Origin of the sequence: Dyadobacter tibetensis Y620-1 (assembly GCF_000566685.1) — a bacterium.
GTDB classification, from domain to species: domain Bacteria; phylum Bacteroidota; class Bacteroidia; order Cytophagales; family Spirosomataceae; genus Dyadobacter; species Dyadobacter tibetensis.
Genome location: NZ_AZQN01000001.1, coordinates 92566 through 111281, shown reverse-complemented (window position 1 = coordinate 111281; position 18716 = coordinate 92566). Strand labels below are relative to the sequence as shown.

17 protein-coding genes are annotated in these 18716 nt (G+C 43.6%); 13 read left to right on the top strand and 4 right to left on the bottom strand.

The genetic code is table 11. The features are described from left to right. The first annotated feature begins 7 nt into the window (after positions 1–7). The 7 genes from X939_RS0100415 to X939_RS0100385 all read left to right on the top strand — a co-directional run bounded on the left by X939_RS0100415 (position 8) and on the right by X939_RS0100385 (position 7846). Positions 8–751 carry a glycosyltransferase family 2 protein gene (locus X939_RS0100415; protein WP_025761256.1) on the top strand — a complete coding sequence of 248 codons (744 nt, stop codon included), beginning with the start codon at positions 8–10 and terminating at the stop codon, positions 749–751. Positions 752–761: 10 nt separating this feature from the next. Then, positions 762–3443 (top strand): hypothetical protein, encoded by a 2682-nt coding sequence (locus tag X939_RS0100410; protein WP_025761254.1) that lies wholly within the window; start codon positions 762–764, stop codon positions 3441–3443. 3 nt (positions 3444–3446) lie between these two features. Next, positions 3447–4481, top strand: a complete 1035-nt coding sequence (locus X939_RS0100405) for a hypothetical protein (RefSeq protein WP_025761253.1) — start codon at positions 3447–3449, stop codon at positions 4479–4481. Between the two features lie 62 nt (positions 4482–4543). Further along, on the top strand, positions 4544–5401 hold the full coding sequence (locus tag X939_RS0100400; protein ID WP_025761252.1) for a methylated-DNA--[protein]-cysteine S-methyltransferase: 858 nt from the start codon (positions 4544–4546) through the stop codon (positions 5399–5401). 104 nt (positions 5402–5505) lie between these two features. Further along, positions 5506–6111, top strand: coding sequence for an alpha-ketoglutarate-dependent dioxygenase AlkB family protein (locus X939_RS0100395; protein WP_025761251.1), 606 nt, complete (start codon positions 5506–5508; stop codon positions 6109–6111). 218 nt (positions 6112–6329) lie between these two features. Next, positions 6330–7466, top strand: a complete 1137-nt coding sequence (locus X939_RS0100390; protein ID WP_025761250.1) for a DEAD/DEAH box helicase — start codon at positions 6330–6332, stop codon at positions 7464–7466. 74 nt (positions 7467–7540) lie between these two features. Continuing rightward, positions 7541–7846 (top strand): rhodanese-like domain-containing protein, encoded by a 306-nt coding sequence (locus X939_RS0100385; RefSeq protein WP_025761249.1) that lies wholly within the window; start codon positions 7541–7543, stop codon positions 7844–7846. A gap of 101 nt (positions 7847–7947) precedes the next feature. Here the strand turns inward: X939_RS0100385 and dapF are convergent, their stop codons facing one another. Continuing rightward, positions 7948–8724, bottom strand: coding sequence for a diaminopimelate epimerase (gene dapF / locus X939_RS0100380; RefSeq protein ID WP_025761248.1), 777 nt, complete (start codon positions 8722–8724; stop codon positions 7948–7950). 131 nt (positions 8725–8855) lie between these two features. After that, a complete protein-coding gene (gene rplS / locus X939_RS0100370; RefSeq protein ID WP_025761247.1) occupies positions 8856–9221 on the bottom strand; it encodes a 50S ribosomal protein L19 in 366 nt (121 codons plus the stop codon). A gap of 255 nt (positions 9222–9476) precedes the next feature. Here rplS and X939_RS0100365 point away from each other — a divergent pair, with 255 nt between their 5' ends. Then, on the top strand, positions 9477–10961 hold the full coding sequence (locus tag X939_RS0100365; RefSeq protein ID WP_025761246.1) for a bifunctional ADP-dependent NAD(P)H-hydrate dehydratase/NAD(P)H-hydrate epimerase: 1485 nt from the start codon (positions 9477–9479) through the stop codon (positions 10959–10961). A 10-nt stretch (positions 10962–10971) separates the two neighbouring features. On the opposite strand, the gene feoB is transcribed toward X939_RS0100365, so the two are convergent. Continuing rightward, positions 10972–13104, bottom strand: a complete 2133-nt coding sequence (feoB, locus tag X939_RS0100360) for a ferrous iron transport protein B (RefSeq protein WP_025761245.1) — start codon at positions 13102–13104, stop codon at positions 10972–10974. A gap of 22 nt (positions 13105–13126) precedes the next feature. After that, positions 13127–13354 (bottom strand): FeoA family protein, encoded by a 228-nt coding sequence (locus X939_RS0100355; RefSeq protein WP_025761244.1) that lies wholly within the window; start codon positions 13352–13354, stop codon positions 13127–13129. Positions 13355–13583: 229 nt separating this feature from the next. On the opposite strand from X939_RS0100355, the gene X939_RS0100350 reads away from it, so the two are divergent. The 5 genes from X939_RS0100350 (at position 13584) to ccsA (X939_RS0100330) (ending at position 18514) form a co-directional block, all read left to right on the top strand. After that, a complete protein-coding gene (locus tag X939_RS0100350; protein WP_025761243.1) occupies positions 13584–14246 on the top strand; it encodes a heme exporter protein CcmB in 663 nt (220 codons plus the stop codon). A gap of 69 nt (positions 14247–14315) precedes the next feature. Beyond that, the gene (ccsA, locus tag X939_RS0100345; RefSeq protein WP_025761242.1) at positions 14316–14975 is read left to right on the top strand and encodes a cytochrome c biogenesis protein CcsA; all 660 of its coding nucleotides are present in this window, start codon (positions 14316–14318) and stop codon (positions 14973–14975) included. 99 nt (positions 14976–15074) lie between these two features. After that, complete coding sequence (locus X939_RS0100340) at positions 15075–15317, top strand: CcmD family protein (protein ID WP_229235902.1); 243 nt, start codon at positions 15075–15077, stop codon at positions 15315–15317. A gap of 159 nt (positions 15318–15476) precedes the next feature. Next, a complete protein-coding gene (locus X939_RS0100335; RefSeq protein ID WP_025761240.1) occupies positions 15477–15911 on the top strand; it encodes a cytochrome c maturation protein CcmE domain-containing protein in 435 nt (144 codons plus the stop codon). Further along, on the top strand, positions 15908–18514 hold the full coding sequence (ccsA, locus tag X939_RS0100330) for a cytochrome c biogenesis protein CcsA (RefSeq protein ID WP_025761239.1): 2607 nt from the start codon (positions 15908–15910) through the stop codon (positions 18512–18514). Before X939_RS0100335 ends, ccsA (X939_RS0100330) begins: the two co-directional genes overlap by 4 nt. Positions 18515–18716: the final 202 nt, after the last annotated feature.

The following is an 18716-nucleotide window of genomic DNA, read 5'->3' as shown; positions in this document are numbered from 1 at the left end:
ATTTTGAATGTCGTTCCTTCTGAGTATAGTAATGCCCGCATACAATGAGCAAGATTGTATTGAAAAAGTGGTACATAGCTGGACTAACTTTCTAAGAGAAAAGTTTCCAAACGATAACACGACCCTAATCGTTATCAACGACGGCTCCAAGGATAACACCCAGGTGCTATTGGATAAGCTCAAAGGGGAAGTTTCCAATCTCACCGTTATCCACCAAAAAAATGGGGGCCACGGCAATGCGGTTGTCAACGGATATCTTGCTGCCCTTAAATTGGGGTCGGAATTTGTATTTCAAACTGACAGTGACGACCAGTTCGTTTCTGATGATTTTGATAAACTGTGGGCGAAGCGTAATCAATCTGACTTTATCTTAGGATACCGTCAAGTACGTCACGATGCAGGTGTACGTTTGTTTATTACCAAAGTGCTCCGAGGAACCATCTCTGCAGTTTATGGTACTTACATCATGGATAGTAATATACCTTTCCGCCTGATAAGAGGTACCTTCCTGCAAAAATTAATGGATCAACTGCCAAATCCTGAGCCCTTTGCTCCCAATATTTTCTTGTCAGTCATGGCCAAAAAATCCGGTCAGGAAACTTTCGATATTCCCATTACCCATAAAGATCGGGCTACAGGGGAAGTCTCCATCGTTAAATGGAACCTGTGGAAGGTCTGCATTAGGAGCTTTCAGGAATTACTAAACTTCCGTTTGGAACTGAACAAAAAGGTTAAAGCCATAAAAGCGTAAACACATCCCTGTGATTAAAAATAAATATTTGATTATCCTGCTAGCTGTTGTCATCATGCTGGCAGGATATTTCCTGTTTAGATGGTATAGAATTTCCTCAGAGGCCTGGAAGCATATTCCTTCCTCGGCAATTGTAGTGGTCACCAGTAGTCACCTACAGGACTCAACCTATACCCTTTCGGAAGCAGAGCTGGATGTAAAGCGGCTACCTTTAATCGACGTTGCCAGCGACAATCTTTCTTCTTTGAATCTGCTAACAAGCGATTCAAAGAAATTATATGAGTTGCTAAACGACAAAAACATCACTTATTCTTTCCATCCCCGATCTGCCACAGAATGGGGTGTGCTGGTATATATTCCTATCGATCAAGAATCAGTAGGATGGTTAAAGAAACCCGATAATCCAGCCATTCAGATGAGACATCATACCTTTCAGGATCATCGGATCATGGATATTTATGACTCCAGCTCTCACCCCTTATTTTCATTTATACTACTGGACGATTATTTGATTATTAGTTACTTTGGTGACTTGGTCGAAGACGTGATCCGGACATCATCTCTGAGTCTTCAAGGCAGAAATCTTAAATCCAGATTTGCAGATACCGAACACAGCAACAACGGGGTGTCGATATACCTGACGGAAGATGCCTGGAAATCTGTAATCCCTTCCCTCGGCCCTCAACATCATTATACACATTTCCTTAAAAATTTCCCCTATTTCCAAGATCTTCACATAAGAAATAGTAAAGATCCGCACCATATCGCTATCGAGTCCGACGGAAGCGAGCGCCCTAATTACTACCTGAGTCAATTATTCAAGGACGTAAAAGGGTCTACTTTTACGGGGCATAAATATATATCACAACAGACGGCTCAATTATACCGCTACGCCTCGGCCGAAAAGGAAAAGTTTCACAAAAAATACCTCGACTGGCATGAGAGCAATGAAACAGAAGGCTGGAGTAAGCTCTATTACCATATTGGGAACGACCGTAAACTTTTAACCGACAATTTCGGATCTGAATTGATATTCTGTCAATTAGAACAAAGTAGTAGCCTGGCCGATGCAAAAATTTTGTTGGCTGAATATGCCCATTATGATAAGTTGAGGGCTCCACTCCTCAAATTAGCACAGTTGTCCAACGAAGAGACTAATTCCAGTCACGACAAATTCCAGGGCTATGACATTTTTGCCATCGGCGTCAATGAGTTTCCCGCTACCCTATTCGGACCTTCATTTAACGGGTTCAACAAAACCTTCGTTACCTACGTGGCTCCATACCTGGTAATGAGCAATAATGCTCAGGTACTTCAAAACTATTTAGTAGATTACGAGAATCAGATCACCTGGAAACAATCTCCGGAATATGATAGTGTACTCATATCTTCCAAGAATGAAGCCCAGATAGCCCTGGTGGCCAATTTGAGAAAAATTCAGTCGGGCAGTGGCAGTTCAGCCAGTAAGACCTATAGTGACTTAACAGCAAAAATTGAAACCATTGTGCTTAGCTGTAAGGTGGATGGTAGAAAGGCCTATCCTTCAATTAATCTGATTCCGAAGAAACGGGCCACACCAGCCAAGGTGCTCAATAAAACCTTTCTGAATATCGATGTGGAATGGCCAATATTTTCCGATCAATCGTTAGCAGCACTGCAGAATCAGGTGGATGGAAGCTCCGAGCTACTCTTAACTGATAAAGCCTTCAACTTGTTAAAAATAGATAATTTGAAAACTGGCCAAACGGAAACCATTACCCAACTGGATGGGCATTTGCAAACTGAGGCCTTTAAAGTTGACTTTCTTAATATCGGACGGCAACAGCGCATATTGGCAACCAGTACCAGTGTCTATGCGATAGATCAAGATGATGACTCTTTATACACCACTTTTAAACAAAGTCTTCCTGCTGGAAATAGTATCAAATCCTTATATCTGGTAGATGGAGGCCTGGATGGGAGTAACCGTTTCATTGTTCGAAGTCAGAATGACGAGTTATTCATTTGGGAAAGTGTTACGAGTCCGTTAAAGAAACTTTCCAGAAGCCTGCGCTTCGAAAATATTCAAGGGCCGGTAGTAACTTTGAACCAAATAGGAAATCGGGGATTTATCGTTAGTCAGTACAACGGGAAAATCTATTTACTCAATGAATCGGGGGTGGTAAGGCGCGGTTTCCCTGCTGACCTCTTAACCCGTACGGCAGGGCCATTTTCATGGGTTCAGAATAACCTTACAGGCCAACCCGAATTGGTGGGTACCAGCACCTCAGGCCAGCTGTTACGAATCAACCTGGAGGGCAAGATCGTTTCTCGTAAACAGCTACTTCGCCCTCAGCCTGGTGCTAATTTCAGAATTATTTTTGACCGAAACTCTCTGGATTGGCTGTTAATCCGTTCCACCGGATCCCGCACGGCTATATTGGACAAGGAGGGTCGTGAGCTATTCGAGATTAAAGATATTTTGCCCAATTCAGATATTCAGTATCATTTCTTTGGCGTAGACAATCGGTTTATCAGTATTAAGTCGGGCAATTATACCACCTTATTTGACATGAGGGGTAAAAGGCTTGGAGATAAAGCGATTCCTTCTGAACTACCCGTTAGACTGACTTATCAGCCCGGGTTTTATAAATTATTGATATTTAGCCGTTCTGAAAATAAAATTCAGGTATGGTCCATTAAGTTGCGTTAGATAATGAAGATTGCACGCTATTTCTTTTTAGGATTTTTCATCATTGTTTGGGCCATTGGTACCAGCACCGATCTGAGTACTCTGGCTGCGAAAGCCGGTTTGGTCAACGATAGTTACCGATATGGAGATTTGTATCGCCTTTCCAATCTAAGGCAGTTCCGTGACCCTAAGCTGCCCTGTCCTTCCTACCGGCCATTTAAAGAATACGGTGCCGATAAACCCGTGCACCTATATATTATTGGTGACAGTTTTACGGAAGCCGATCGAATCGGGAAGGAAAACTTTGCCGCTGACTATTATCATTATACACATTGGAGCCAAACCTTACATTTTAAGCCGGATACTTCCGTAATTAATGTGCTATTACTAGAGAGTGTTGAAAGACACTTTAGGGAAAAGTTTACCAACCAGCCCCTGGCCAATTTGGTGGTTGACTCAACAAGTTTCAATGAAGCGTATCCCAATCCGCTCATGGTTCAGGTCGACGATCTTTTCCGATCCTCGGTTACAGAGAGTCGACTGGATCAACTTTTATTTCAGAACGATTTCTTTTTAAGGCTTAAAGAGCTAAAAGCAGGTTTTAACCTTTTCCTATTCGATCGGACAACTCCGGAGGTTACCTTGATTAATGAGGGAAATAATATTGTCTATTACATGGATACGGATACACCCAATCTTACCTCTTCTTTTACGGAGCTTCCGCAAACCTCTCTCGATTCCATTGTCCTGAACCTTAACCATACCAAGTCCCTAGTAGAAAATATGGGTTTCGATCATGTGTTTCTCTCTGTAATTCCGAATAAAGTGTCGGTACTTATGCCTAATTATGGCAACTATAATCGGTTAATCGAGCGAACCATTACACACCCTCAGCTACGGCTAGAAACCATTGATGTACTTAATGATTTTCGAAACCAGAAGAACAGTCCTTATCTAAAAGGAGATTCTCACTGGACTTGTGCTGGTCAAAAAATATGGGTCGATAAAGCCAATGCTAAGATAAAAGAAATGGTCAGCAGGAAAAGGATTGGAATGTAGCAATTTTCGGGTCGTATTGTAGATCTACAGCAGCTATTTTTGAATAATTAAAACCAGCGAGCATGAAACATCAGGACCACATTAATTACGACCGTATTGCCCGTGCAATTACATTTATTCATACCCAGTTCAGGGAGCAGCCTACTTTGGAGCAGATTGCCGACGCCGTGCACCTAAGCCCCTACCATTTCCAACGTTTATTTACGGAATGGGCTGGAATAAGCCCTAAAAAGTTTCTCCAATATATCAGTGTGAACTATGCAAAAAGCGTTTTAAACCACCCGAGGGCTACACTTTTCGATGCGGCAGAAGCAACAGGACTTTCGGGAACAAGCCGCCTCCATGATCTATTTATTGGAATAGAAGGCATGACCCCAGGAGAATATAAAATGGGAGGAGAAAGCCTGGAAATAAGTTATGGACTTCTTCCCAGTCCCTTCGGAAATTTGTTTGCTGCTTCCACAGACAAAGGAATCTGTCAACTAAATTTTGTTCAAACAAGGGAGGAAGGCCTACAGACTTTACTTGGAAATTTCCCAAAAGCTAAAATTCAGCAAGCGGAAGCACATGCATTTGACTCGATACTTCCCTTTTTCGACTATAACCATAGTAACCTTCCTGGCGTAAAGTTGCACTTGAAAGGAAGTCCTTTCCAGCTTAAGGTCTGGCAAGCACTACTTCAGATCCCGGCAGGAGGGTTGAGTACCTATGGAAATATCGCCGGACAGATACAGCAGCCTACGGCAAGTAGGGCCGTAGGCACGGCAATAGGCAGCAATCCCATTGCCTTTCTGATACCCTGTCATAGGGTCATACAGGCGTCGGGGGCCATCGGAGGCTATCGCTGGGATCCCGTCAGAAAAAAAGCAATGATAGGCTGGGAAGCCGCCAGGAGCATAGGCATATTGGCTGAGCAATAGGTGGCAGGAAATAGGGCCATTATATGAAAAGGACGAGCTTATTCAAGCTATCCTGGCATTTTTTTTCAAACCAATTTTATCAATTACTTCTATCAACACAGAATATGAATCTATTTAACCCAGGCGAAGTTCCTAACCTATTACCCTTTGATGGTATTGTACTAGACTATGGCAAGGTGATATCCTCCGACAGATCTCAGCAGTATTTTCACCGATTAATGGAAACGGTGGCCTGGAAAAATGATGAAGCTATTATATTTGGAAAGCATATCATCACCAAACGAATGGTAGCCTGGTATGGCGACCGAGAGTACGATTATACTTATTCTAAAACTACCAAACGAGCACTACTGTGGACCGATGAACTGCTTGATTTAAAAAAGTTAGTAGAGAATATTTCGGGGCATGCCTACAACTCCTGCCTGCTGAACCTGTATCATGATGGCACAGAAGGCATGAGCTGGCATAGTGATGATGAAAAAGCCCTAGGAAAGAATAGTGCCATTGCTTCGTTGACGCTCGGGGCGGCCAGAAAATTCTCCTTTAAACATAAGCGCACCAAGCAAACCCTTTCTACTATACTGGAAAGCGGTAGTCTAATCGTGATGAAAGGTGAAACCCAAACAAATTGGTTGCATCGGTTACCACCTACCACGCTAGTCAAGCAGGCGAGGATTAACCTTACCTTCCGCTCCATGGTGGTGGCATAACAATCCTTATCCCTTGATTAAGGCCCGGATTCAAGGAAATAGTAATATCTCCTTTATTTTTCGTATTTTTGCACATCATTGCAACTTCGCAAGTATAACGAGGCACACTTTGAACCAGATTCATGGTTCGGTCGTTTACTAAACAGGCTGCAAAGCCGAAAACAAATATTACCTCGGGCTTTTCTGAAACATCAAAATTAGCCCATTAAAAAACACAAATGACATTTCAGGAATTAGAACTCATTGAGCCTATTGCAAAAGCGCTCCAAGAAGAAGGATACACCACCCCAACTCCAATACAACAACAAGCGATCCCCCTTATCCTCAAGAGAAACGACTTGCTAGGGTGTGCTCAGACGGGTACTGGTAAAACAGCGGCCTTCGCCATCCCTATTTTACAGATACTAACAGAAAACCCTATTCCCAGAGGGGAGAAGTCACGCATACGCTGTCTGATCATGACACCTACCCGTGAGCTGGCCATTCAAATAGGAGAAAGCTTTGCCGCCTATGGTCGTCATACAAAACTCCGTCATACCGTAATCTTCGGAGGTGTGGGTCAAAAGCCTCAGACCGACGCTTTAGCCAGGGGGGTAGATATTTTGGTAGCCACCCCAGGCCGGCTATTAGACCTGATCAATCAGGGATTCATTAAACTCAATCAGTTGGACCTTTTCGTTCTCGATGAGGCTGACCGGATGCTGGATATGGGTTTTGTTCACGACGTAAAAAAGATTCTTAAACTGCTTCCCAAAAAGAGACAGTCTCTATTTTTCTCGGCAACTATGCCCCCGGCCATTGTAACCTTGGCCGACAGCATACTCTCGAACCCCAGCAAGGTAGAGGTAACTCCCGTCTCATCGACCGCAGATACCATACGTCAAACCGTATTCCATGTCGACAAGTCCGATAAAAACTCTTTGCTTCTGCATATTCTCAGAGATACAGAGATAGCTACGGCTCTGGTTTTTACGCGCACCAAGCATGGCGCCGACAAGGTGGTTAAAGTGCTGCGTAAAGCAGGAGTAACTTCTGAGGCCATTCATGGCAATAAATCTCAGTCGGCCCGGCAGAATGCCCTGAAAAATTTTAAGGCTCAAACAACAAGAGTGTTGGTAGCTACCGACATCGCAGCGCGTGGTATCGATGTAGACGATCTCACCCATGTTATCAATTACGAAATACCCAATATTCCTGAGACCTATGTACACCGTATCGGGCGTACGGGACGTGCAGGAGCCAAAGGCATCGCTCTTTCGTTCTGCGATGTAGAGGAGAAATCATATCTTCGGGATATCCATAAATTGATATCCAAAAATATTCCTGTAGAAAAGGATCACCCTTATGCCAAATAAGGATTAACGATGTTATTGAAACCACAGCCCTATCCGCTGTGGTTTTTGTGTTTTACCAGTAGTCTTTACCTGCTATGATCAAAAATACCTACGAGGAGATATCCTTATCAGAAATGAAACATCTGGCCATAGACCCCATGACCGTGCTCGTGGATGTGCGCGAGCAGTGGGAATACGAAGAATTTAATGCGGGAGGAATGAATATTCCTCTAGCTGACATTCGGAATCAGCGTCGGGCTCTGGAGCAATATTCCTGCATAATAGTCATATGCACTAATGGAGTACGTAGTAAGATTGCGGCGATGGATTATTGCCGCGTAGAAACTTGGTTAAACAAGCGCATTTGTCATGTCAGAGGTGGACTCATAGAAGCAGATTGAATGCCTCCTACCCCATCCTCCAATGCGTCAGACGTAACTCAAACCCCGGTCCACCTTGTTTGCAGGTGGACCGGGGTTTGAGAGTAACCTTCCCAGAAATATTAAAGGGCTACCTGTCCTTGGAAAACCCGCTCCGCTGGACCAGAAAGGTAAATAGAATCGAAGATATTGTCTTTTACTTCGAAACGAACCTGAAGCTTCCCCCCTACAGTATCTACGGCAATCGGGCTTGCCCAGCCCTCCCGAAGATGAGCCGATAAAGCGCAAGCAGTCACTCCCGTTCCACAGCTATAGGTCTCGTCTTCGACACCCCGCTCGTAGGTTCTCACACTCAGATATTGCTCTCCTTTAATCTGCGTAAAATTCACATTTGTTCCACCTAATGGACCGAATGTAGCACCATAACGGATGGCTTTTCCTAAGGCGACCACTTCGGTTTTTTCTACGTCGTCAACATAGGCCACATAATGCGGAGAACCCGTATTCATAAAATCGTAACCCGGTGTCTGTGTCACCTCTCTTACCGGTGACATCTTAAGGTGTATCACCCCGCCCTCCACGGATGCTTCATGGGGGCCATCTACAGCAATAAATGTCGTATGATCCTGAAACATTCCTAAATCATGGGCAAAACGTACGGCACATCGGCCACCATTCCCGCACATACTACCTTCAGCACCATCGGCATTGAAGTATACCATACGAAAATCATAGCCTTCCATGCTTCGAATCAGGATGAGACCATCAGCGCCAATTCCATAACGACGGTGGCAAAGATGAGCAATTTTCGCTTTATCAATCGGGAATGTCCCTGACCTATCATCGACCATCACAAAGTCGTTGCCTGTACCCTGATATTTAAAAAATTCAATTTGCATAGAAAAATTCATTTATGATTTCACTAACCATGACCATGGGGCCTGGGTTCCCAGAAATAAAGGTAAAACTAAAAAACCCTGCTTGGACTAAGTCGCAGGCAGGGTTTTTCAAATCAGAATGAAATAGGATTCTATTTCGTTGGCTTCTTAAGCTCTTTGATACGAGCAGCTTTACCCTGACGGCCACGTAGGTAGAACAAACGTGAACGGCGTACCTTACCACGACGAAGCAATTCGATCTTGGCGATACTGGGTGAAAGGATAGGGAATACACGCTCAACAGCAATACCATTAGAAATTTTACGTACTGTAAAAGTTTCTCCGGTTGAATTGGCATTACGACGCTGAATAACAGTTCCCTGAAACTGCTGAATACGTTCTTTACCACCTTCACGGATTTTCACGTGAACATTAATCGTGTCGCCTGCACCGAATGCAGGATACTCGGACTTACGATTTTCAATCGTAGCTTCAACGAGTTTAATAAGTTCGCTCATGACGAGTGCTTTTTAAATATTAAAATATGTTGTCTGATCCCAGCGGAAGAGGTGACGCCCCTTCATTCAGAACAGCCTTATAAAAAATGAGTGCAAAGCTAGCTTTTATTCTTCTAAAAGAAAAACGTTAATACTTAAAAATCAGGGCAATTATCACAAAAACAAATAAATTGACAAAGTATCAGCGCTCATACCTATCTAGCATGACATTTATAGTATATTATCGAAGCATTTATATCAAGGATCACCTTACTAATGAAAATATTAAATTCCACCCAGATTCGTCAGGCAGATGCTGCGACTATAGCTCATGAGCAAATTTCATCCCTACAGCTGATGGAAAGGGCCTCCGCAGCATTTGTACACTGGTTTTGTAATCAATTCGTAAACACCCGTCCAGTAGCCATATTTTGTGGCCAGGGCAATAATGGTGGCGACGGTCTTGCCATAGCCCGTCAATTATCACAATTAAGTTATTCGGTCAGGGTTTTCATGGTACAACATACCTCTAATCCTTCTTCAGACTATCTCCTAAATCTGGATCGGTTACGGCCTCATGTAACGCCCGAAGCGATTCATCAGGAAGCAGATTTCCCTGAGCTTTCCGAGAATTATGTACTGATTGACGCACTCTTGGGTTCAGGACTTTCACGTCCGGCAACCGACCTAATGGGAAAGGTCATCGATGCCATCAATTTATTATCTAATAAAACGGTATCGGTAGATATTGCCAGCGGTTTATTTATGGATCAACTACATGACGCCTCCGGGCATATTATTGAGCCAGATTTTACGGTCTCCTTTCAGATTCCCAAGCTTGCTTTTATGTTTTCGGAAAATTCTGTTTATACGGGTCAGTGGCAAGTCGTGGACATTGGACTGAATAACCGGTTTATGGAATCGTGCCCAAGCTCCTATTATCTTACAGACCATGAAGTAATCACTTCTATCAGCAAACCAAGGGCTCGCTTTTCACATAAAGGTACCTTTGGCCATGCCCTGCTGGTTGCAGGAAGTTATGGCAAAATGGGTGCCGCAGTACTGGCCTCGAGGGCCTGCCTGCGTTCGGGAGTAGGCCTGCTCACCGTGCATATTCCCCGATGCGGCTATGACATCATGCAAATCAGCACTCCCGAAGCCATGACTTCTACCGATTTTAGAAGACAATTTATTAGCCAGGTTCCCGATATCGCTCCTTATTCGGCTATAGGAATAGGTCCGGGCCTTGGCCAGGATCCTGCAACTTTAAAAATGATTGAGGAAATATTTTCTAAAGAATCCAAACCCTTTGTCATAGATGCTGATGCACTGAATCTGATGGCTCAGAATCGTTATCTGCTTGATCGAATTCCTGAAAACAGTATTTTAACCCCACACCCCAAAGAATTTGATCGGTTGGCGGGACCAGCTCGAAATAGCCAGCATAGACTAAAACTAGCGATTCAATTCGCTAAGGAATACCAGCTAATCATCTGTCTGAAAGGCGCTCATACGGCAGTAGTATTCAGTGATGGCTCCGTTCACTTCAATAACACCGGTAATGCCGGAATGGCAACAGGAGGTACCGGCGATGTGCTGACAGGCATTCTAACGGGACTACTGGCTCAGGGATATCCTGCTCCAGATGCCGCCAGACTGGGTGTTTACTGTCATGGCATGGCTGGAGACAAAGGTTCACTCAGCAAGGGACAGGCCGGGCTCATAGCTTCGGACCTTATTGAAAATCTACGTGTTCCTTAATAGTGAATGATCAAGACAAAAGCTGATAGGCAATGAATGCAGACACATATGCTAAAGCCATCATATATACCAACTGGATCATGGGCCATTTCCAACCCCGGGTTTCCCGATACACGACTGCAATAGTACTCATGCACATCATGGCGAACACATAAAACATCAGCAGGGAGGTTCCCACAGCAGTATTGTACATGGGTTGTCCGGTTTCCGGATTAATCTCTTGCTGTAGACGCTGCTTGACCGTTAGCACATCTTCCGAATCTCCTGAGATGCTATAGATCGTGGCCATCGTACCAACAAAGACCTCACGTGCAGCAAATGAAGCCAATAACGCGATGCCTATCTTCCAGTCGTAGCCCAAGGGACGAATGGCTGGCTCAATAAAATGACCAAAGCTTCCGGCATATGAGTTTTCCAGCCTTGTCGAGGCCACGGCAGCATCTACCTGGTCAGGGGCAGCATTGGTCATACTGGCCGTAACCCGCTCCTCCGCCCGATCCATACGGTCGCCGGGACCATAGGAGGCCAAGACCCATAAGACAATTGAGATGGCTACAATAATCTTTCCGGCCTCCAGTACAAACGAGCGAACACTTTCATACATGCTCATGCCCACGTGACCCCAGCGAGGTAGCTTGTAGGAGGGCATTTCTAGCATAAAATAGCTAGGCTCCTTGCGAGGAACAAATAGGGATATAACCCATGCTGACGCCAATGCTCCTATCAGACCTAATAGATAGAGGCCAAATAATACCAGTCCCTGTAAGTTAAATATACCCAGAACTTTCGTGGCGGGCACTACCAAAGCGATCAGTATAGCATAGATAGGCAGTCGAGCAGAACAGCTCATCAGTGGCGTGACCAATATGGTGAGCAAGCGTTCATATCGGCTATTAATACTTCTGGTGGTCATAATGGCCGGTACCGCACAAGCGACTCCAGAAATCAAAGGAACTACTGAGCGGCCATTTAGGCCAAATTTTCGCATCAGTTTGTCCATAATGATCATTACTCTAGCCATATATCCAGATTCTTCAAGAATAGCTACCAAGGCAAATAGGATCGCGATCTGAGGGATGAAGATAATAACCCCACCAATCCCAGCCATAATTCCGTCGGTAAGAAGGTCACTTAGGACACCTTCGGGCAGGACATTCTTTACCCAGGCAATGGTGTTGGCCGTACCCTCATCAATAAGATCCATAGGATAAGATGCCCAAGCGAATATGGCTTGAAAGACAAGTATGAGTACTGCAGCAAAGGAAAAATACCCTCCCACCGGATGCAAAAAAATTCGATCCAGTAATCGAGTCCAATAAGGTTGCTCAATTTCTCCTTCCGATTTGACCACTTTGGCAACAAGGGGACGGAGTTTTTCATAACGCCCGATAGTCTCTGCCGATAAAAATGCCTGTTTGTCAAACTGATGCTTCTCAATTATTCCATCTAATTTCACCCTTTCCGGAATTTCAACAAAGGTAAAATTATCGTGCTGGCAAACATATTGCATGGCCAGATAGTCATTATCAATTTTGTACTCCCGCTTAACTTCATTGATCAGGTCTGGATAATCTGCAGTGGTATCATAGAAAAACCTGGGACTAGCAGGCTCGAAATGCTCTATTACATGTAGTAAAGCTTCCTTTAACTGTGGAATACCACTTCCTGTTCGGGCATTGATATTAACCACAGGAACACCCAAATTCATGGCCAATTGGACGGCATTTACTTTTAGATTCATATTTTGAGCGACATCCAGCATATTTAAAGCCAGGACGGTAGGGAGCCCCAAATCTTGAATTTGTGTAAAAAGCAGGAGGTTCCTGAGCAAATTGGACCCGTCCACTACCACCAAAACGACGTCAGGGTAATCGGGATGGGCAGGGTTTGCCAAAATGTCCATCACAACGGCCTCGTCGGCCGACTTCGGATATACGCTATATGTTCCAGGCAAATCCACTGCCATAACCTCTACGGAGGCAGCACCAGCTTTCTCTAGGGTAAGTTTACCAAATTTCTTATCGACAGTAACACCGGGGAAATTACCCGTTTTTTGACGTAAGCCCGTCAGAGAGTTAAATAACGTGGATTTGCCAGCGTTTGGATTGCCCACCAGGGCTATTTTAATGGATTTATCTTTCAAGGTATTATTCTAATAGATGCAATTATTCAATCTCGATAGTAGCAGCCTCGCTGATACGAAGAGACAGACAGTATTGCCCCCCAACATTCAGACAAACAGGATCGCCAAATGGGGCAGCACCATCGAGCCGTACCGTACAACCAGGAACACAACCCATCTCCAGAAGTTTCAGGGACATCACGGGGTCAGTAAAGGATTTGATCACACCCTTTTCACCTCTTTTAAGATGGGATACCGTTTTAACAAACATGTGTCTTTATTTAGATTGAATATACTTAACTGCAAAGAAAGCATTACCGTTCGGCATTTCAAACTTTAATAGGGTGCATTTCTGTTTTAAGAATGAAAATCATAGAAATTACTAACCGTTTATTAAAACCCTGACAGTTTATGTCGTACTTTTGTGAGAAGAATACTATTTTATATGTCTATTAAATCAAGCGGGAATCGGATCGATATACAGCTTGAAGTCAGCGCAATTGAAGGAGATTAGGACACTAATTTGGAAAGAAATGACCCTGGAGTGGCGGCAAAAATACGCAATCAGTGGCATGCTGCTTTATGTAGTCAGCACTGTTTTTGTGTGTTATCTGAGCTTTAGCTTAAAACGAAATCAGTTAACGCCCATCGTGTGGAATACACTTTTCTGGATTATCATTTTGTTTACATCGGTCAATGCCATTGCCAAAAGCTTCTCCCAGGAACGCTATGGCCGTCTTATCTATTATTATAGTCTTTGCAGCCCCCAATCTATTATCCTGTCCAAAATCATTTATAACTGCCTGATCATGCTGTTGCTCTCCATGACAGGATTTGGTTTTTATGCTTTTATAATGGGCAATCCGGTAGGTGATTTGGGGCAATATCTACTTAGCATTATCCTTGCCGCTATAGGTTTTGCGTCGGTGCTTACCCTGGTGGCAGGTATAGCGACTAAAGCTGAAAATAGTGCAACTTTAATGGCCGTCTTGAGCTTCCCGATCATTCTACCCATGTTATTAATGACCATCAAACTTGCTAAAAATGCTTTAGACGGTTTGGACTGGTCCGTTTCCATGGATGAAGTACAGACCTTATTGGCCATTGATGCCATTGTAATTACCTTAAGCTATCTGCTTTTTCCCTATTTATGGAAAAGCTAATACAATGCTTGTAATAAATGCCTGAAACAACCTGAATAAACCAAGACCTTTAATAAAACGAGTGCACTTATGAGAAAAATGTGGTGGAAATATCTGTGTATCATCATCCTGCTTTATGTCATTATAGCTGGCCTGATGGGGCCCGTACCGCACCTACCTATTATCAATGAAACCATACGAAATACTTATTTCCACGTGGCCCTCTGGCTGGCGATGACCACCCTCTTATTTAGCTCCATGGTATATTCTATCATGTATCTCAACAAAGGAAAAATTGAGTATGACGACCGGGCGAGTGAAATCGCCAAATCAGGCATATTTTTTGGAATACTTGGCTGCCTGACCGGCTCGTTATGGGCCAACTTCACCTGGGGAGATCCCTGGCCCAACGACCCGAAACTAAATGGCGCAGCGGTAGGCATTCTAATTTATCTGGCCTACCTGCTTCTTCGGTCTTCCTTCGAAGATGAGCAAAAGAGGGCGCGTATCGCGTCGGTATACAATATATTCGCCTTTGCGGTATTTATTCCCTTGATCTACATTCTTCCCCGGCTGACCGACTCTCTACATCCTGGAAGCGGTGGAAACAGCACCTTTGGCTCCTTCGACATGAATAATGACATGCGTAAGGTATTTTATCCAGCCATTATTGGATGGATCCTGATGGGACTGTGGGTGGCAGAACTAAGGGTAAGATTAAAAATCATTGACAGAAGTCAGCATTCATAAGACCTCAACTTTGAAACTAAGGGTAAACTGGAAGCTGAATTTTAAAATTTTTAATAAAATAAACTATCCCTCCAAAATAACGTTAAGAATTAAACAGAAATGAAAAGTATTAAATCTATGAAAGATATTTGTAAGGTCCTGGTTATACTGGTGCTGAGCACAGCAGGAGCATATGCTCAAACGGAGGGGTCTACCGTAACAATGGCCGACCAAATGCGGGCCGATGGAAAGATATGGGTTGTAGTAGGTGTAATAGCCATCGTTTTTCTAGGCATTGTGGTCAATTTATTTCGCTTGGAAATGAAAGTCCGCAGAATGGAAAAAGACCTGGATATAAAGTAAAAGAGGAAAATTTAAGCTATTTTTGGGGTCCGGTTGGCGAAAAGCCGCCAGACCAGGCACAACGCCCTATAAAACCTTTCTTGGAGCAAGTATGCTTCAAAATTGGAGCCACACTATAACTTTTAGCCAGAAAATTTAAAATTTTAAGTTCTAAGAAAGATGAAAAAAATTCACATTTTTGGACTCGTTATTATCGCCATTGCCATTGGTATAATAGTCACCACAGCGGGTGATGCGAGTACGTATGTAGACTTCAACAAAGCCCAAAAAATGGCCGACAATGGAGATAATGAAAGTATCCATGTCGTAGGAAAGCTAAAAAAAGACGCGCAAGGAAACATTTTAGAGATGGAATACCGTCCGGAGGTAGATCCTAATTTCTTCACTTTTACGCTGGTAGACAATAATAATCAGGCACGAAAGGTAATATATAAGAGCACCAAACCTCAGGATTTCGATAAGTCTGAACAGGTGGTAATTATAGGTCGAATGCAACAGGATACCTTCGTTGCCGACAAAATCCTGATGAAATGTCCTTCGAAATATGAAGAAGGCAAACTAGAAACTACGGAACATACTGCCCAAAAATCATGATTCATAATACCATCGGCAGTGCCGGTCACTTACTCGTCATTATTGCTTTTGTAACGGCGTTATTGGCAACCTTCGCCTATTATAAGGCAACCACCGCTACCACAAGCCTCCAAAGTCCAGCCCTGATCCAGGAGTGGAAGAAGTTTGCCAGACTTACTTTTTTCGTCCATTTGCTGGCTGTACTAGGCGTTGTGTTCTCTCTATACTGGATTATCGGAAACCATTACTTCGAATACCATTATGCCTGGAAAAACTCATCATTGGCCCTACCTACGGGCTATACAATCTCCAGCTTTTGGCAGGATCAAGAGGGTAGCTTTTTGTTATGGATTTTCTGGAATGTGGTATTAGGATCGATACTGATCTTTTCTAACCGTTCCTGGGAGGCACCTGTCATGACGATATTTGCCTTAGTTCAAGCTTTTTTAACGTCTATGATTCTAGGGGTAGTCATTCCGGGTCTAGAATTAAAAATAGGCTCCACCCCTTTCCTTCTCTTAAAGGAAGTAATGCCAGAAATGCCGGTATGGAAGATGGACCCCAATTTTATTCCTAAGGATGGAAACGGTTTAAACCCACTCCTTCAAAACTATTGGATGGTTATCCACCCTCCTACGCTATTTTTAGGATTTGCATCTACCCTGATTCCCTTCTCGTTTGCCATGGCCGGTCTTTGGCTCAAGAAAACCCATGACTGGATACGTCCGGCTCTTCCCTGGTCATTATTCTCAGCCTTAGTCTTGGGCGTTGGGATCTTGATGGGTGCATATTGGGCCTATGAAACCTTAAATTTTGGTAGTTACTGGAACTGGGATCCTGTAGAAAACACCTCTTTCGTTCCCTGGTTGATTTTGGTTGCCGCTATCCATACCATGATCATAGCCCGTAGGAATGCTACGGCACTGAAGACTTCATTCATACTGACCATTGCCACGTTCGTATTAATTCTTTATTCCACTTTTATGACCCGTAGTGGAATTCTGGGAAATGCCTCTGTGCATTCCTTTACGGATTTAGGACTATCGGGTCAGTTGCTGATTTATCTACTTACCTTTTTATTTGTTTCTGTCGGACTGCTGGTTTACCGTTGGAAAGGACTACCTAGTGACGAGGACGAGGTATCTACTTACTCACAGGAATTCTGGATCTTTATAGGGGCTACATTGCTCTGTTTGTCTGGCTTTCAAATTCTGGCAACTACATCCATTCCCGTTTACAATAAAATCGCTGAAGCCTTTGGAACCGTGCTTAACCTGGCCTTACCGGCCGATCAGGTTGCACATTTTAATAAATTCCAGTTATGGTTCTTCTCCCTGATCATTATTTTAACCGGTGTAGGGCAATTCTTCTGGTGGAAACGCGTGGGTCAAGGCAAGCTGCAGGCACTTTATAATCCATTATTACTGGCACTGGTGATTAGTGCCGCCGTTATCACCATCGAGGGAGTCCAGGATATCCGTTATATTGTTATTCTAACTGCTTCGGTATTTGCTGTAGTTGCCAATGGTAGTATTCTGTTCGATATCATAAAGGGCAATTATAACCTTTCGGGTGGTGCCATCACCCATATTGGTGTAGCACTTATGTTGATAGGAATCATGTTCTCTTCTGCCTACGAACAGGTTGTATCGATCAATAATTCTGGCTTGATGATCTCCAGAAGTGAGGAATTTACCCAGAATGACAATAAGGAAAATAAGGAAAATATTACCCTTTGGCTTAACAAACCCGAGCGCATGGGAGACTATATGCTTACCTGGAAAGATGTTCGTATTGAACCACGGAACATTCCTGAGTATATTTCAAAAAGTTGGGTTGATCTGATTGAGAATGATTTCCGTGCGGTAGCCCTGAGAGACATTGTAGTCAATGACAAACAGTATTATGCAAAAGGAGATACCATGGAGATCGCTCCAGAAAACTTCTATTATGAAGTAGAATATCGGGAACCTTCAGGACGTGTTTTTCACCTTTTCCCCAGAGTGCAGATCAACCCCCGCATGGGTGGAATTGTTTCTTCTCCTGATATTCAGCGCAAGGTAGACAAGGACTTGTATACTTATGTGTCAATGGTAACTAATCCAACTGCCGAACCCGTATGGAGTCAGACTGAGAATTTCACCGTAAACCTGCGGGACACTTTCTTTGTAAATGACTACGTGGCCATACTGGACAATGTGGTTCGTACCGACGAAGTAGAGGGAGTACAACTCGCTGAAGGAGACGCGGCCGTAAAAGCCGTGGTGAGAGTATTAGACAAAGATCAGGAATATGTAATTACGCCATCCTTTGTGATTCGCGACCGACTGGTAGCCCGTAAGCCCGAAGTTCACGATGAGCTGGGATTACGTATGCAGTTTCAGGAAATCAATCCCCAGACGGGTCAATTTACCTTCTCAATTAATACGACGCAAAGAGACTTTATAGTTTTGAAAGCCATTGAGAAACCCCTGATCAACATCCTATGGCTGGGCACCTTTGTTCTGATGATCGGAATGATTTTGGCCACCATTCGCCGCTTTAAGGAGTTTATAAAAATACGAAACAAGGAGGCCCGGGCCAGTAGCCCCAAACCTAAAAATCCTAAATCAGTTGTAGCATAATCTGTTTGTTAAAACATAAAAAATGCCGGGATGAACTATTCGTTTGTCCCGGCATTTTTTATGTCCTTATTTTGTTAAAAACTTTAAATGAATCCGACTTGTTTTCTCCTCAATGGGCTCAACAGAACTATCTGCTATTCTATCCTTAATCTACCCCTCGATTCTCTACCAGCTTATCAAGGTGAACGATGAACTGGTTTGT

Coding starts and splice junctions, on each gene's coding strand:
- X939_RS0100415 (WP_025761256.1), top strand. CDS start 8: ATGTCGTTCCTTCTGAGTATAGTAATGCCCGCATACAATGAGCAAGAT.
- X939_RS0100405 (WP_025761253.1), top strand. CDS start 3,447: ATGAAGATTGCACGCTATTTCTTTTTAGGATTTTTCATCATTGTTTGG.
- X939_RS0100400 (WP_025761252.1), top strand. CDS start 4,544: ATGAAACATCAGGACCACATTAATTACGACCGTATTGCCCGTGCAATT.
- X939_RS0100395 (WP_025761251.1), top strand. CDS start 5,506: ATGAATCTATTTAACCCAGGCGAAGTTCCTAACCTATTACCCTTTGAT.
- X939_RS0100390 (WP_025761250.1), top strand. CDS start 6,330: ATGACATTTCAGGAATTAGAACTCATTGAGCCTATTGCAAAAGCGCTC.
- X939_RS0100385 (WP_025761249.1), top strand. CDS start 7,541: ATGATCAAAAATACCTACGAGGAGATATCCTTATCAGAAATGAAACAT.
- dapF (WP_025761248.1), bottom strand. CDS start 8,724: ATGCAAATTGAATTTTTTAAATATCAGGGTACAGGCAACGACTTTGTG.
- rplS (WP_025761247.1), bottom strand. CDS start 9,221: ATGAGCGAACTTATTAAACTCGTTGAAGCTACGATTGAAAATCGTAAG.
- X939_RS0100365 (WP_025761246.1), top strand. CDS start 9,477: ATGAAAATATTAAATTCCACCCAGATTCGTCAGGCAGATGCTGCGACT.
- X939_RS0100355 (WP_025761244.1), bottom strand. CDS start 13,354: ATGTTTGTTAAAACGGTATCCCATCTTAAAAGAGGTGAAAAGGGTGTG.
- ccsA (WP_025761242.1), top strand. CDS start 14,316: ATGAGAAAAATGTGGTGGAAATATCTGTGTATCATCATCCTGCTTTAT.
- X939_RS0100340 (WP_229235902.1), top strand. CDS start 15,075: ATGAAAAGTATTAAATCTATGAAAGATATTTGTAAGGTCCTGGTTATA.
- X939_RS0100335 (WP_025761240.1), top strand. CDS start 15,477: ATGAAAAAAATTCACATTTTTGGACTCGTTATTATCGCCATTGCCATT.
- ccsA (WP_025761239.1), top strand. CDS start 15,908: ATGATTCATAATACCATCGGCAGTGCCGGTCACTTACTCGTCATTATT.